The organism is Pseudomonas sp. IT-347P (assembly GCF_949768005.1).
GTDB lineage: Bacteria > Pseudomonadota > Gammaproteobacteria > Pseudomonadales > Pseudomonadaceae > Aquipseudomonas.
This window is the reverse complement of the sequence record NZ_CATKPQ010000058.1, coordinates 21,201-34,102: the sequence shown is the minus strand read 5'-3', so window position 1 is coordinate 34,102 and position 12,902 is coordinate 21,201. Positions and strand designations below refer to the sequence as shown.

At 60.1% G+C, this 12,902-nt stretch carries 14 protein-coding genes; 11 read left to right on the top strand and 3 right to left on the bottom strand.

Annotated features, from left to right (window positions below; genetic code table 11):
* Window positions 1–227: 227 nt before the first annotated feature.
* The 4 genes from ACM6IV_RS24405 to ACM6IV_RS24390 are packed head-to-tail and all read left to right on the top strand — an operon-like array spanning window position 228 to window position 4,202.
* Entirely contained in the window at window positions 228–1,154 is a 927-nt protein-coding gene (locus ACM6IV_RS24405) for a DUF72 domain-containing protein (protein ID WP_414871983.1), read from the top strand.
* Window positions 1,151–1,948, top strand: coding sequence for an endonuclease/exonuclease/phosphatase family protein (locus ACM6IV_RS24400; RefSeq protein ID WP_414871982.1), 798 nt, complete (start codon window positions 1,151–1,153; stop codon window positions 1,946–1,948). The genes ACM6IV_RS24405 and ACM6IV_RS24400 overlap by 4 nt, the downstream gene beginning before the upstream one ends.
* On the top strand, window positions 1,945–3,219 hold the full coding sequence (gene clsB, locus ACM6IV_RS24395; protein ID WP_414871981.1) for a cardiolipin synthase ClsB: 1,275 nt from the start codon (window positions 1,945–1,947) through the stop codon (window positions 3,217–3,219). The genes ACM6IV_RS24400 and clsB overlap by 4 nt, the downstream gene beginning before the upstream one ends.
* Window positions 3,216–4,202, top strand: a complete 987-nt coding sequence (locus ACM6IV_RS24390) for a lysylphosphatidylglycerol synthase domain-containing protein (protein ID WP_414871980.1) — start codon at window positions 3,216–3,218, stop codon at window positions 4,200–4,202. The genes clsB and ACM6IV_RS24390 overlap by 4 nt, the downstream gene beginning before the upstream one ends.
* A 114-nt stretch (window positions 4,203–4,316) precedes the next feature.
* Here ACM6IV_RS24390 and ACM6IV_RS24385 read toward each other — a convergent pair whose 3' ends face one another.
* The 3 genes from ACM6IV_RS24385 to ACM6IV_RS24375 form a co-directional block, all read right to left on the bottom strand.
* Window positions 4,317–5,075, bottom strand: a complete 759-nt coding sequence (locus tag ACM6IV_RS24385; protein WP_007917206.1) for an alpha/beta hydrolase family protein — start codon at window positions 5,073–5,075, stop codon at window positions 4,317–4,319.
* Window positions 5,065–6,174: a DUF3182 family protein gene (locus ACM6IV_RS24380; protein WP_414871979.1), complete on the bottom strand. Its 1,110-nt coding sequence runs from the start codon at window positions 6,172–6,174 to the stop codon at window positions 5,065–5,067. The genes ACM6IV_RS24385 and ACM6IV_RS24380 overlap by 11 nt, the downstream gene beginning before the upstream one ends.
* 280 nt (window positions 6,175–6,454) lie before the next feature.
* Window positions 6,455–7,456, bottom strand: a complete 1,002-nt coding sequence (locus ACM6IV_RS24375) for a GlxA family transcriptional regulator (RefSeq protein WP_414871978.1) — start codon at window positions 7,454–7,456, stop codon at window positions 6,455–6,457.
* A 101-nt stretch (window positions 7,457–7,557) separates the two neighbouring features.
* Between ACM6IV_RS24375 and ACM6IV_RS24370 the strand changes: the two genes are divergently transcribed.
* The 7 genes from ACM6IV_RS24370 (at window position 7,558) to ACM6IV_RS24340 (ending at window position 12,799) form a co-directional block, all read left to right on the top strand.
* Entirely contained in the window at window positions 7,558–8,112 is a 555-nt protein-coding gene (locus ACM6IV_RS24370) for a cysteine hydrolase family protein (RefSeq protein WP_414871977.1), read from the top strand.
* A gap of 144 nt (window positions 8,113–8,256) precedes the next feature.
* On the top strand, window positions 8,257–8,925 hold the full coding sequence (locus tag ACM6IV_RS24365; protein WP_102901728.1) for a YjfI family protein: 669 nt from the start codon (window positions 8,257–8,259) through the stop codon (window positions 8,923–8,925).
* A gap of 17 nt (window positions 8,926–8,942) precedes the next feature.
* Window positions 8,943–9,641, top strand: coding sequence for a PspA/IM30 family protein (locus ACM6IV_RS24360; protein ID WP_414871976.1), 699 nt, complete (start codon window positions 8,943–8,945; stop codon window positions 9,639–9,641).
* Between the two features lie 198 nt (window positions 9,642–9,839).
* Window positions 9,840–10,490, top strand: coding sequence for a DUF2491 family protein (locus ACM6IV_RS24355; protein WP_414871975.1), 651 nt, complete (start codon window positions 9,840–9,842; stop codon window positions 10,488–10,490).
* A 16-nt stretch (window positions 10,491–10,506) separates the two neighbouring features.
* Window positions 10,507–10,932: a DUF350 domain-containing protein gene (locus ACM6IV_RS24350; protein ID WP_277759498.1), complete on the top strand. Its 426-nt coding sequence runs from the start codon at window positions 10,507–10,509 to the stop codon at window positions 10,930–10,932.
* Between the two features lie 17 nt (window positions 10,933–10,949).
* Window positions 10,950–11,639, top strand: coding sequence for a DUF1190 domain-containing protein (locus ACM6IV_RS24345; protein ID WP_414871974.1), 690 nt, complete (start codon window positions 10,950–10,952; stop codon window positions 11,637–11,639).
* A gap of 2 nt (window positions 11,640–11,641) precedes the next feature.
* Window positions 11,642–12,799, top strand: coding sequence for a glutathionylspermidine synthase family protein (locus ACM6IV_RS24340; RefSeq protein WP_414871973.1), 1,158 nt, complete (start codon window positions 11,642–11,644; stop codon window positions 12,797–12,799).
* Window positions 12,800–12,902 lie beyond the last annotated feature (103 nt).

The following is a 12,902-nucleotide window of genomic DNA, read 5'->3' as shown; positions in this document are numbered from 1 at the left end:
ACCCTGGAGATCTGCTCCCTTCCCCTCGCAAGTCGAACTCAAACCCCGAGAACCCTGGAGATCTGCTCCCTTCCCCCTCGCCCCCTCTGGGGGAGAGGGTTGGGGTGAGGGGGCGCTTTTGATCTTTGCCTTAGACGTGACCGTCCGTAACACCATCGAAACTTTCCCGAGCCGCCCACAGTCATCAAAAGATACCGGCTACACGAGGACTTTCGACGGAGGGCGGCATGGCAACGATTCACATCGGTATTTCTGGCTGGCGTTACGAACCGTGGCGCGGAGACTTCTACCCCAAGGGACTGGCGCAGAAACGCGAATTGCAGTTCGCTTCGCGGGCGGTCAACAGCATCGAAATCAATGGATCGTTCTATGCGCTGCAACGGCCCGAACGCTACGCGCAGTGGTACGCGGAAACGCCCGACGACTTCGTCTTCAGCGTCAAGGCGCCACGCTTCATCACCCACATCCGCCGCTTGCGCGAGATCGAAAAACCGTTAGCCAATTTCTTCGCCTCCGGGGTGCTGGAACTCAAGGAAAAACTCGGGCCGATCCTCTGGCAATTCCCGCCTAACTTCAAATTCGACCCTGAACGCTTCGAACACTTTCTCGCCCTGCTGCCCCACGACACCGAAGCCGCCGCCACCCTCGCCCGTCAACACGATGACCACCTGCACGGCCACGCCAGCCTGAAAGCCTGGCGCAAAAAACCGTTGCGCCATGCCGTGGAGATCCGCAACGAAAGCTTCATTGATCCGGAGTTCGTGCGCTTGTTGAAACGCTACAACACGGCACTGGTGATCGCCGACACCGCGAACAAATGGCCGTATCGCGAAGACCTCACCAGCGACTTTGTCTACTTGCGCCTGCACGGCGCCGAGGAACTCTACGCCAGCGGCTATAGCGCGCAGGCGCTCAAACGCTGGGCCGAGCGCATCGACGCCTGGCACCACGGCCAGCAACCGCAAGACGCGCACCTGATCGCCCCGCGCCTGAAACCACGCGCACGCAAATCCCGCGAGGTGTTCTGCTATTTCGACAACGACATCAAGGTTCGCGCGCCCTATGACGCCCGCGAATTGCTGCAGCGTTTCGAGCTGGATAAAAATCTCGCCACCGCCCCTGGCGTACCCGCTGGCGAAGGAGTGTTGCCATGAGCATTCCGGAACCGGTCGGCTTCACCGATGAAGGCTCGGTGGTCGCGCCGTCGGTGCGTACGTTCACCGTGCTGACGGTCAATACGCACAAGGGTTTTACCGCGCTCAACCGGCGTTTCATTCTTCCGGAGTTGCGTGAAGCGGTGCGCAGCGTTGCCGCCGACGTAGTGTTCCTGCAGGAAGTCCACGGCACCCACGAACAGCATCCCAAGCGCTACAACAATTGGCCGACGATGCCGCAGTACGAATTCCTCGCCGACAGCCTCTGGCCACAGTTCGCTTATGGACGTAACGCGGTGTACCCGGAGGGCGATCACGGCAACGCGCTGCTGTCGAAATTCCAGATCATCCGCCACGACAACCTCGACGTGTCGATCAACGGTCACGAGAACCGCGGCCTGCTGCATTGCGTGCTGCGCCTGCCGGGTGACGGCACCGAAGTGCATGCGATCTGCGTGCATCTGGGCTTGCGCGAAAGTCATCGCAACGCGCAGCTGGATTTGCTCATGCAACGCTTGGCGGAGTTGCCCGACGACGCGCCGGTCATCGTCGCTGGCGACTTCAATGACTGGCGCCAGCGCGCCGATGCCCAGCTCAAACCCTGCGGCCTGCGCGAAGTGTTCGCCGAGCACCAAGGCAAACCGGCGCGCAGTTTTCCGGCGCGTTTGCCGGCGCTGCGGCTTGATCGCATTTACGTGCGCAACCTCAAGGCCAGCCAGCCGAAAGTCCTGGCGAACCGTCCCTGGTCGCACCTTTCCGACCATGTCCCGTTATCGGTGGAGATCGAATTATGAGCAGCGCGCCGCTGGAGAAATCCGCCGTGGAACCGATCGCCATCAACCCGCCGATCCGCGAGCCCGGCCACGTTGATGTCGAGTACAGCTGGCAGGGTAATAATCGCGTCGAGTTACTGGAAAACGGCGAGGAATATTTCCCGCGGGTGTTCGCCGCGATGCGCGCGGCGAAGAGTGAAATCCTCCTCGAGACCTTTATCGTGTTCGAAGACAAGGTCGGCGCCGAGTTGCAGGAGATTCTGATCGATGCCGCCCGGCGCGGCGTGCGCACCACTGTCAGCCTCGACGGTTTTGGTTGCGGCGAATTGAGCACCGGTTATCTGGCTGCGTTGAGCGAGGCCGGCGTGCATCTGCAAATCTTCGATCCGGCACCGAAACACCTGGGCATCCGCACCAACTGGTTCCGCCGTTTACACCGCAAGATTGTGGTGGTCGACGGCCTGATCGCGTTTATTGGCGGGATCAACTTTTCCGGCGATCACCTTGCCGATTTCGGCCCCGAAGCCAAGCAGGATTATTCGGTGGAAGTCCAGGGTCCGGTCGTCACCGACATCCACCACTTTGCCCTGCTGCAAAGCGGTCGTCCCGGACGCGCACGCTTCTGGTGGCAACGCCGGCGCCAGCGTCGTGCAGAAATGGCCTTCACCGATCACGACGGTCAGGTGCGTCTGGTGTTCCGCGACAACGATCAACACAGCACCGACATCGAAGATGTGTATTTGCAGGTGCTGCGCCGGGCCAAGCGCCGGGTGGTGATCGCCAACGCCTACTTCTTTCCCGGTTACCGTTTGCTGCGAGAAATCCGCAACGCCGCACGTCGCGGGGTCGAGGTGCGCCTGATTCTGCAGGGGCAACCGGACATGCTGGTGGCCAAACTCGCGGCGCGCATGACCTACGACTACCTGCTCAAGGCCGGGGTGCAGATCCACGAATACTGCCAGCGCCCGCTGCACGGCAAAGTCGCGCTGGTGGACGAGGAATGGAGCACGGTCGGTTCCAGCAATCTCGACCCGCTGAGCCTGTCGCTGAACCTGGAAGCCAACGTGCTGATCCGCGACCGCGCGTTCAATCAGCATCTGTTCGAGCGCCTCGACGACCTCAGCCAAAATCACTGCAAAGCCATGGACGCCAGCAAGTCCCCGCGTGGGCGGATCTGGCACATGACCGTGGGTTTTCTGGTGTTTCACTTTCTGCGGCATTTCCCGGCGATGGCCGGTTGGCTGCCGGCGCATAAACCACGGCTCAAGCCATTTCGAGGGACCACGCCATGAGCCATTCCGACGTGCATTCGAGCAGCCATGCAGCGCCAGCGACCCCGTCGAAATGGAGCCGCTGGAAACGCCCATTGACCCTGCTGTTTTTCCTCGCGCTGATCGTCTTGCTGACGATGTTCGCTACGCGCATCGAGTGGGCCGAGGTCCTGCAAACTCTGGCCGACTTCAAGGTGCGCACGTTGATCATCGCCGCGGGCGTGACCTTGCTGAGTTTTCTTACCTACGCCAGTTTCGACCTGATCGGGCGCACCTACATTCGGCAGGACCTGACCTGGAAACAGATTCTGCCGGTGGGGATCATCAGCTACGCGTTCAACCTCAATCTCAGCGCCTGGGTCGGTGGTATCGCCATGCGCTACCGCCTGTACTCGCGGCTTGGGGTAAGCAAAAGCAATATCGCCAAAATTCTTGGCTTAAGCCTGGCAACCAACTGGTTCGGCTACATGACCATTGCCGGCGTGGTGTTCAGCAGCGGCCTGGTGAGCATGCCGCCGGGCTGGAAAATCAGCAGTGATGCGTTGCAAGGCATCGGTGTGTTGCTGCTGCTGGCCAGCGCAGGCTATCTCGCCGCGTGTCAGTTTTCCAAGCGCCGCGAGTGGTCGATCCGCGGCGTGGAAATCAACCTGCCGTCGCTGCGCATGGCGGTTCTGCAGTTGCTGCTGGGCGCGTTGAACTGGTCGCTGATGGCGGCAGTGATTTTCACCTTGCTGCCGAGCAAACTGGACTATCCACTGGTGCTGGGCGTGTTGCTGATCAGCGCGATTGCCGGGGTCATCACGCATATTCCGGCGGGTCTTGGCGTGCTGGAAGCGGTGTTTGTCGCCTTGCTGCAACACGAGGCTTCGCGCGGCAGTCTGGTGGCGGGGCTGCTGGCGTATCGGGCGATTTATTTTCTGTTGCCGCTGTTGATCACGGTGGTGATGTATCTGGTGGTTGAAGCCAAGGCCAAGGCGCTTCGAATAGAGAAGAAACCTTCCTGAATTCTTGGGTGAAGTTGATGGCCTCTTCGCGAGCGAGCCCGCTCCCACATTTGAAACGCGATCCCCTGTGGGAGCGAGCTTGCTCGCGAAGGCGTCCGAAAGAACACTAAAAGATCAAGCCGACTGGATAATGCTCAACCGCTCACCCACGACCATCTCGGTAATCCAGTCCACCAGAATCGAGGTGTAGGCCTGCTGCGACACCGGCTCGCTCAACGCATGATCGGCACCGTCGATAATCCGGTGCGTCAGTGAATGGGTCTGCTGGCACGCTGCGCGGTAACTCATGATCGCCGCATGGGGCACGTAATCGTCGGTTTCCGATTCCACCAACAACACATCGCCGGTGAATTGCGAACAGGCATGCAATGCCCGATTGGTGTCCGCACGCACCAGCGTGCTGCGGTAATCGCGCAAATCAGCCTTGTCCAGCTCACGCTTGGGCGTGTGCCATTGTTCGTCGCGATACAGCGCCGGCACCCGCAGCGCCAGCCAGCGCACCGGGCGCAGCGAAGTGAGGATGGCGGCCAGGTAGCCGCCATAACTGGTGCCGACCACGGCAATCGCCGAGGTGTCCAGCGCCGGGTGCGCAAGCAAGCGATCATACGCCGCGAGCAAGTCACGCAGATTGTCTTCGCGAGTCACGCGGGTCAGCGGAATTCCGGTGCCGCCGGTGTGCCCGCGCAAGTCGAAGGTCAGACATACACAACCCAGACCGGCAATGCCTTTGGCGCGCTCGAGGTCGCGCTCCTGGCTACCACCCCAGCCGTGGACAAACAACACCCCCGGTACTTTCGATTTGGGACTGAGAAATGTCCCGCTCATCTGTTCATCATCAATGTCGATTTGAATGCTTTCGCTTCTAGCCGTCATAGGATTGGACCGTTACGTATTTGAGGAGAAATTCGCTGTTCTCAGCCGGGCCGCGGTAAACCTCGATGGCGTGCGCCGGCAGCGGCTGATCGACGTAGGTTTCCACCGAAGACACGCGGATCGCGCGCATCCCCGGATCATTGACGAAGCTTTGCAGCGCTGCAATTTCTGCGCTGCTGGCACCGCCCATGCGCCAGGACTGTTCGAGCACGCCACTGCGGGATTTGCCGTTGCTGTCCAGGCCTTGGGCGATGTCGTAGTTGCGCCTTGAGGCATAGAAGCGCGGATAGGCTTCATCAGCCGCGCTGTCGAACACCTGCGCCTGCTCGATGGCCAGACGCACATCGTCGGGCAGATCCAGATTCAGCAGTTCGTCGTAGCCACCCTGCACCACCAACAAGTTCGAGCCGCCGTAAACCTCTTCGCCGTGGGCATCTTTGGTCAAGTATTGATCACCGCAGTAGGTCAGTACTTTATCGCCGATAAACGACTGGCCGACGCTGTGGGTGACAACGTTGCTCAAGTCCTGCTCCAGCACGACGCCCTCGCTGAATTGTTTGCCAATGTCGGGGCGGGCGAGGATTTCGTCGAAGGCATCAAGGCTCTTGATCACTTCCTGACCGCGACCGGCGCAGGCGTGAACCGGTTTCATGCGGATGGGGCCGCTGTACAGCAGATGTTCGGCGGCGGGTCGCGCATCCTCCAGGGCAAACACGCTGAGGCCGTCGAGTACCACATTGCGCACCCGCTCGGAAAACAATGGCGACCAGCCCTGCGGCGCACGGGCCAGATGACTGCGCAGGCCATGGCTGATGGCTTTGGTGCAGATGAAATCGTACTCGACAAAACCGCCCCAGAGGTCCGCCGGACCCTTGATGCCGAGTTCGCGAGCGTGGGCGGTTCCGACGATGGTTTGCGTTGGCAGCAGATACAGGTCACGACCGCGATGTTTGTCGGGATCGTAACTGCCACCGAATTTGCAGCCGAGAATCTGCGCCAGCCAGCGTGCCAGGGCCTTGTTGGTCTGTACTTCATGTTGCGGCGCGCCAAGGCGCACCGAATGGGCGACAACGATTTTCGTGCGGGGTGTCGGGGTCATGCGTCCCCCTTCCATCAATTGGATGACTGTAGCGATGAACGGTGCAGAGATCAGGCCAACCACCGTTTCGAGAAAACCTTCAACGAATCAGAAGGTTGCCGGAATCGTGCTGGCACCGCGCCTGTTTCAATCTGCACGAACGCGTGCGAAACCCCGGCAAATTGCACGATCTCACGCTTTGCATCGTTTCCTGCAGGAGTGAGCCTGCTCTCGACTGCGGTGGGTCAGGCACATCACTGTTTTCTAACAGACTGCCATCGCGAGCAGGCTCACTCCTACATTAGACATTCATTGCTTTTGGGTTCGGGGACACTCCAAACCGCGCCCGATAATCACTCGGCGCCAGCCCGGTAATCTTCCTGAAGATCGCGCGAAACGCGCCGGGATCCTGATAACCCACCGTCCACGCAATGTGATCAATCGTGCCATTGCTGAACTCGAGCATCTCGCGCGCCTTGCCCACGCGTAGATGCTGGCAGTATTCGGTCGGTTTCAACCCGGTCGCCGCTCGGAATCGACGCAGAAAGGTGCGCTCCTCCAATCCGGACCGCTGCGCCATCGCCGTCAACGAGACATCCGTCGCACCGGTGCTTTGCAGCCAGTGCTGAACCTTGAGAATCGCTGCGTCGCCATGGCTGAGAATCGGCGCAAAGTTGCTGCCGCACTCGCTGGCACTGTCGCTGTGCTCCACTACCAGAAACCGAGCGGTGCCGGTAGCAATGCTCGGCCCGAGCAAGCGGTCGACCAGACGCAAGCCCAGTTCCGACCACGCCATCAAGCCAGCGGTGGTGATCAGGTCACCGTCATCGACGATCGGCGTGTCGGCCTTGAGTCTGATCTGCGGATATCGCTCGGCAAAAGCTTTGGCCGACGTCCAGTGAGTGGTCGCACTGCGGCCGTCGAGCAGACCGCTTTCGGCCAGCATCAGCGAGCCTACACAGACCCCGCCCAGCGTCGCACCGTGGGCATGCTGATCACGCAACCATTGCATCAGGCTGGCCGGCGCTTGCGCCGCCGAAAATCCGCCGATCGATGGCGGGATAAGCACTGCCAGCAAAGCGCTGTCGTCACCGGAATGACTGGTGTAAATGCGCGTCGGCGGCTGATCACCTTCGACCTGCCAGTGACTCACCCGCAGCAACGGCAACTGCGCCGCCTGATGTTCGGCGGCAATCCGGTTGGCCACCGCAAACAGATCGGTCAGACCGTGCACCGCTGCCATCTGCGCGCCGGGATAGATCAGTACGCCCAGTTCAGCGATGGCGGCCCTTTCTGCGCCCATTGTCAGTTTTCCCCTGTCTATTGTCGGTGCGGCCAATCCTCGAATCGCTGGACAGCGCCAATACTGCTGCCACTTCCAGCCAATACACCGAGGACCCACCCATGGCCAAGCAAGCGCTCATCGTAGTCGATATCCAGAACGACTACTTCCCCCAAGGCAAGTGGCCGCTGGCCGGTGCCGACGCCGCCGCCGACAACGCCGCCCGGCTGATCGCCGCGTTCCGCAAGGCAGGCGATTCGGTCGTTCATATCCGCCACGAATTCACCTCAGCGGATGCGCCTTTTTTCACCCCGGGTTCGGACGGCGCCAGGTTGCATCCGAAAGTACTCAACCGTGCCGATGAACCGGTGGTGCTCAAGCACTTCGTCAACTCGTTCCGCGAAACCGAACTGCAAGCGATCCTCGACGAGCAAGGCATCAAGGAGCTGGTGGTGGTCGGCAGCATGAGCCACATGTGCGTTGACGGCATCACCCGCGCGGCGGCGGATCTGGGCTATGCCGTCACGGTGATTCACGACGCCTGCGCCAGCCGCGACCTGGAGTTCAATGGTTTGACGGTGCCGGCTGCCCATGTCCATGCGGCTTTCATGTCAGCGCTGGGTTTCGCTTACGCCAGCGTGGTGTCCACTGACGAATTCCTCGTCGCCAAACACTGATTCATATTTCACAAACACCATGGCCCGCCTCGCAGCGGGCCTTTTTTCGCTTGTCATGAAAATCTCACGCGTGAGCCATTGATGGCACTTTGAATTGGTTGTAGTGTGGCTCACGCGTGAGATGTTCATAACCGAGCCATTGCCATGAAAAGCCGTTCCCCCACCGCGAAATCAGAAAGCCCGAAGGGAGAGCGTGCGAAAGCGTCCACGAAAAAACCGTCAAGCTTCTATATGAAGCAGATGCGCGCGGGCCTGGCCGCTGCCGGTTATGTGAAACACGAAACTTGGGTGCTTCCCGAAAACCGAAGCTTGCTCAAGCAAATGGAGCAACAGCTACGCCAACCGATTCTGGCTGGCTCTTTCATGTCGGAGAATTACATGAGCGCAGGCAACAACTGGACCATCGATAGCCTCTTCAACGCCCTCAAGGCCCTGGACGAGGTGGCTTCGCAAGAAATCACGCTGTCGCTGATCCAGAGCTCCGAGCCCAGCATCAAGCTGGAAATGAACGAATTCGGCGGTCTGCCGATTCACATCGCCCTGGCCGGCCAGCAGATCATCGTCGACACCGTGTTGGTGGACATCGACTCGATCTCGGACGTAGCAGCCTTCAACGATGCCGTGTTGCGCAGCCGGGAAATGTTCCCGCTGTCGTCGATCGGGATCGAGTCGATGCCGAACGGGCAGACCGTTTACAACATGTTTGGCGCCCTCAGCGCCGACTCGAGCCTGACCAACGTGGTCACCGAGGTGAAAACCCTGGTCGACAACGTGCAGCGCGCGAGCGAAGCCTTCGAACACTTCTTCAAGTAATCAACAGGGAATATCCAATGACTCAGTCCATCTGGAGCAAGTTGTTCACCGCACTGCGCGGCGGCGCCAATGAAGTCGGCGAAGCGATCGCTGACCAACAGGCCCTGCGTATCCTAGACCAGGAAATCCGCGACGCCGACAGCGCGCTGTCGAATGCCCGTCGCGAGCTGGTGACCATCATGGCCAAGCACAAACTGGCCGCCGACCGCGTGAGCGAGTACGACGCCAAGATCAAGGATCTGGAAGCCAAAGCCGTCTCGGCACTGAACGCCGGCCGTGAAGACCTGGCACTGGAAGTGGCCGAAGCGATTTCGACCCTGACCAACGAACTGGACACCGAGAAAAAGCAGAGCGACGAATTCGGCACCTACGCCGAAAACATGCGCAAGGACATCAGCAAGGCCGAGTCGCGCATCAAGAGCCTGCGCCAGCAAGTGGACATGGCCAAGGCCCGTGAAAGCGTGCAGAAAGCCCAGGTCAGTGCTTCCATCGCCAGCGGTGGTGCCAATGGCAAACTGGAAACCGCCGTCGGTACGCTGAACCGCCTGCAAGCCAAGCAGCAACAACGCGCGGCTGAACTGAGCGCGGCAGACGAACTGGCTGACGCGTCGACCGGCAACGACCTGGAACGCAAACTGCGCGACGCCGGCATCACGCCGAACGAAGGCAGCGCCAACGCGATTCTTGAGCGCCTGAAGCAAAAGTCCGCTCAGTAAACACTGCGAAAAAACCTGTGGGAGCGAGCCTGCTCGCGAAAGCGTCGTATCAGCCGACATTGATGTTGACTGACACGCCCTCTTCGCGAGCAAGCTCGCTCCCACATGGTTTGCGACGTGTCGTTCGCCACGCGGCCCGGTACACTAGCGACGCTTTTTCGCCGACGAACACTTCCACCCGCTTCAAGGAACGTACCCATGGGATGGTTTAAAGACTTGCTGGGCACCAGCAACTGGCAGACCGCTGCGCCAACACCGACCGTTGCCAGTGGCCCCCTCGGCATGGCGCAAGGCAAGGCCGTCAGGTTCGATACAACCCTGGCGCTGCTGCTCGATGGTTCGACCAGCGTGCGGGTGCCCTTCGATCAGGCGATCTGGAGCCATGGCTGGGTCGACCTCGGCCAGTCCAACAAACTGCACCGCTATTACATGAACGACGAGGATTTCTGGTTGCAGATCCACGTCACCGGTGAAGATCAGATCGAATCGGTCACCCTGTTCAACTACCTCAGTTACGTGACGGTCAACAGTGACGCGGAACTGCAGCGCCTGGCCGGCCCCAACAGCCTGATCGGTTTACCGACCTACGCCCACGAGGGTGTCGAATACACCCGCGAATGGGGCACCGAACAAGGCCAGACCGAACTGGTGCCGATGACCGAACAGGTGGTCAACCCGGACGAGAGCTACACCGTCGAACACCATTCAATGCTTTATGCGCGCGAGACCGGCCTGACCGATCGCCGCGAATTGCTGCTGTTCTCCGTCGAACAGGATGAAGAAGGCACCGTCAGCCTGAGCACTTCGCTCGGCATCTCGCTGTACACGACTGATCTGAGCACCATTTAAAAAAAGGAAGTTTTTCATGCTGGAAGTGCTGGCCGTTTCCCTGAACAAAACCGCACTGGTCGGTTTCGTCGTCTACCTCATCGGCGCCGTGCTGCTGTTCATGCTGTTTCAATTCGTCTACACGCGCATCACGCCGCACAAAGAGTTCGAGCTGATCCGCTCCGGCAACGTTGCCGCCGCCATCGCCTTGGCCGGCGCGATCATCGGCTTCGCGATTCCGGCCAGTAACGTGATCGCGTTTTCGGTCAATGTCCTCGACTTCGTGCTCTGGGCCGTAATTGCCGCCGTGGTGCAACTGTTGGCGTTCCTTGCCACGGGCCTGGTGCTCAAAGGCACTTCGCAGCGCATCGCCAACGGCGAGGTGGCTTCCGGCATCTATGTCGCGGCGGTCGCGATTAGCGTCGGCATGCTCAACGCCGCGTGCATGACACCGTCCAACTGATCGGCAGGAAGCCTTAAATGAAACGCAGCAAATACGTTCAGTTGTCCCTCGCCGCTTCGGTGGCCATGGCCATTTCCGGCCAGGCGACAGCCGCGGATCAACCGCGCAACTTCCAGAGCGTGGAACAGTGTGTCGACGCCGAAGTGGCCGCCGATGTCTGCTCCAACGCCTTTGTCGCCGCGCTGACCGAACACCGGCGCATTGCCCCGGCCTACGACGACAAGGCCAAGTGCGACGCGGACTTTGCCGCTGACTGGTGCCAGAAAAACTCCGACGGCCGCTTCGTACCGAAACTCGGCGGCTTCAAAGTGCCGCAAAACGGTGAACCGGCGCAGAACCTCGACACCATCGCCAATGCCCAAATGCCTGTGGGAGACGCGGCGGCTGTGCAGAATGTGCAAAACACTTCGCACACCTCAAGTGGCGGCGGCAACGGCTGGTTGACTGGCTGGCTGATCGGCAACGCGATGAGCAACAACTCCGAACGCACGGTTTACCGCGATCGCGATACGCGCCAGCCATATAACACGTCAACGCAGTACCGCAGAGCCGAAACCACGACGCGCAGCCAACCGGATTACGAGAGCAGCAAAAGCAAACCGGTCAACGTGGCCTCGTCGACCTCACGCGGCGGCTTCGGCAGCCAGTCCAGCGCACGTAGCGGTTGGGGTGGCTGGGGCAGCAGTTCCGGTCGTTCGAGCAGCTGACGATGAAGAAGATCCACTGCGCCGAGCGGCCCGACTGGAAACAGACCGCCGAAAGCCTCGGCTTCATGTTCCACACCATCGACGACGAGCCCTACTGGGATGAAAGCGCGTACTACCAGTTCACGCTCGCCCAGATCGAAAACGATCTCGAGGACCCGACCACCGAATTGCACGAGATGTGCATGGACCTGGTCGACCGCGTCGTACACAGCGAAGAACTGCTGGATCGCCTGAGCATCCCGGCACCGTACTACGACATGATCCGTACTTCCTGGCTGGAAGGTCATCCGCATCTGTACGGGCGCATGGACTTTTCCTACAGCGGCAACGGCCCGGCGAAACTGCTGGAGCTCAACTACGACACGCCGACCAGTCTTTACGAAGCAGCGGCGTTTCAATGGGGCTGGCTGGAACAGTGCATCGAGCGCGGCACGCTGCCGCGCCATGCCGACCAGTTCAACAGTATCGACACCCAGTTGCACCAGGCCTTCGCCGAATTACAGCTCAAGCGCCCGTTCTATTTCGCCTCGATGAAAGACTCGGTCGAAGACAAAGGCACCACCGATTACCTGCGCCTGATCGCCGAGAAGGTCGGCATCGAGTCGCGGCACATCGATATCGAAGACATCGGCTTGACGGCTGAAGGCCGGTTTGTCGATCTAGAAGATCGCTGGATCCCCCACCTGTTCAAGCTGCATGCCTGGGAGTTCATCTTCCACGAGCCCTTCGGCGCAGCAATTGCCGAGTGCGATACACAATTTTTCGAACCGGCGTGGAAGGCGATTCTGTCGAACAAGGGTGCGCTGCCGTTGCTGTGGGAAACGCACAAAGGCCATCCGAACCTGCTGGCAGCGCATCTTGATCCGAATCCGGCCAGCACCGTGCCCAAGGGCTGGGTACGCAAGCCATACTTTTCCCGCGAAGGCGCCAACATTGAGCTGCAAACGGCCGACGGGTTGATCGTCAAAGAGGACGGGCCCTACACGGATGCGCCGTTTATCCTGCAGGAGTTTGCGCCGCTGCCGAAGTTTGGCGACAGCTACACCCTGATCGGATCCTGGGTGATTGGCGATCAGGCAGCAGGGATTGGTGTACGGGAAGACAACAGTTTGATCACCAAAGACTCCAGCCGATTCCTGCCGCACCTGATCCTTGACTGAAACACCAATACCCATTGTGGGAGCATTGCAGGCTATTTGATCCACAAAAAAGGCCCGTCGCATCACGCGACGGGCCTTTTTGGTTTGTAGCGATTACAGCAGC

Coding starts and splice junctions, on each gene's coding strand:
- ACM6IV_RS24405 (WP_414871983.1), top strand. CDS start 228: ATGGCAACGATTCACATCGGTATTTCTGGCTGGCGTTACGAACCGTGG.
- ACM6IV_RS24400 (WP_414871982.1), top strand. CDS start 1,151: ATGAGCATTCCGGAACCGGTCGGCTTCACCGATGAAGGCTCGGTGGTC.
- clsB (WP_414871981.1), top strand. CDS start 1,945: ATGAGCAGCGCGCCGCTGGAGAAATCCGCCGTGGAACCGATCGCCATC.
- ACM6IV_RS24390 (WP_414871980.1), top strand. CDS start 3,216: ATGAGCCATTCCGACGTGCATTCGAGCAGCCATGCAGCGCCAGCGACC.
- ACM6IV_RS24385 (WP_007917206.1), bottom strand. CDS start 5,075: ATGACGGCTAGAAGCGAAAGCATTCAAATCGACATTGATGATGAACAG.
- ACM6IV_RS24380 (WP_414871979.1), bottom strand. CDS start 6,174: ATGACCCCGACACCCCGCACGAAAATCGTTGTCGCCCATTCGGTGCGC.
- ACM6IV_RS24375 (WP_414871978.1), bottom strand. CDS start 7,456: ATGGGCGCAGAAAGGGCCGCCATCGCTGAACTGGGCGTACTGATCTAT.
- ACM6IV_RS24370 (WP_414871977.1), top strand. CDS start 7,558: ATGGCCAAGCAAGCGCTCATCGTAGTCGATATCCAGAACGACTACTTC.
- ACM6IV_RS24365 (WP_102901728.1), top strand. CDS start 8,257: ATGAAAAGCCGTTCCCCCACCGCGAAATCAGAAAGCCCGAAGGGAGAG.
- ACM6IV_RS24360 (WP_414871976.1), top strand. CDS start 8,943: ATGACTCAGTCCATCTGGAGCAAGTTGTTCACCGCACTGCGCGGCGGC.
- ACM6IV_RS24355 (WP_414871975.1), top strand. CDS start 9,840: ATGGGATGGTTTAAAGACTTGCTGGGCACCAGCAACTGGCAGACCGCT.
- ACM6IV_RS24350 (WP_277759498.1), top strand. CDS start 10,507: ATGCTGGAAGTGCTGGCCGTTTCCCTGAACAAAACCGCACTGGTCGGT.
- ACM6IV_RS24345 (WP_414871974.1), top strand. CDS start 10,950: ATGAAACGCAGCAAATACGTTCAGTTGTCCCTCGCCGCTTCGGTGGCC.
- ACM6IV_RS24340 (WP_414871973.1), top strand. CDS start 11,642: ATGAAGAAGATCCACTGCGCCGAGCGGCCCGACTGGAAACAGACCGCC.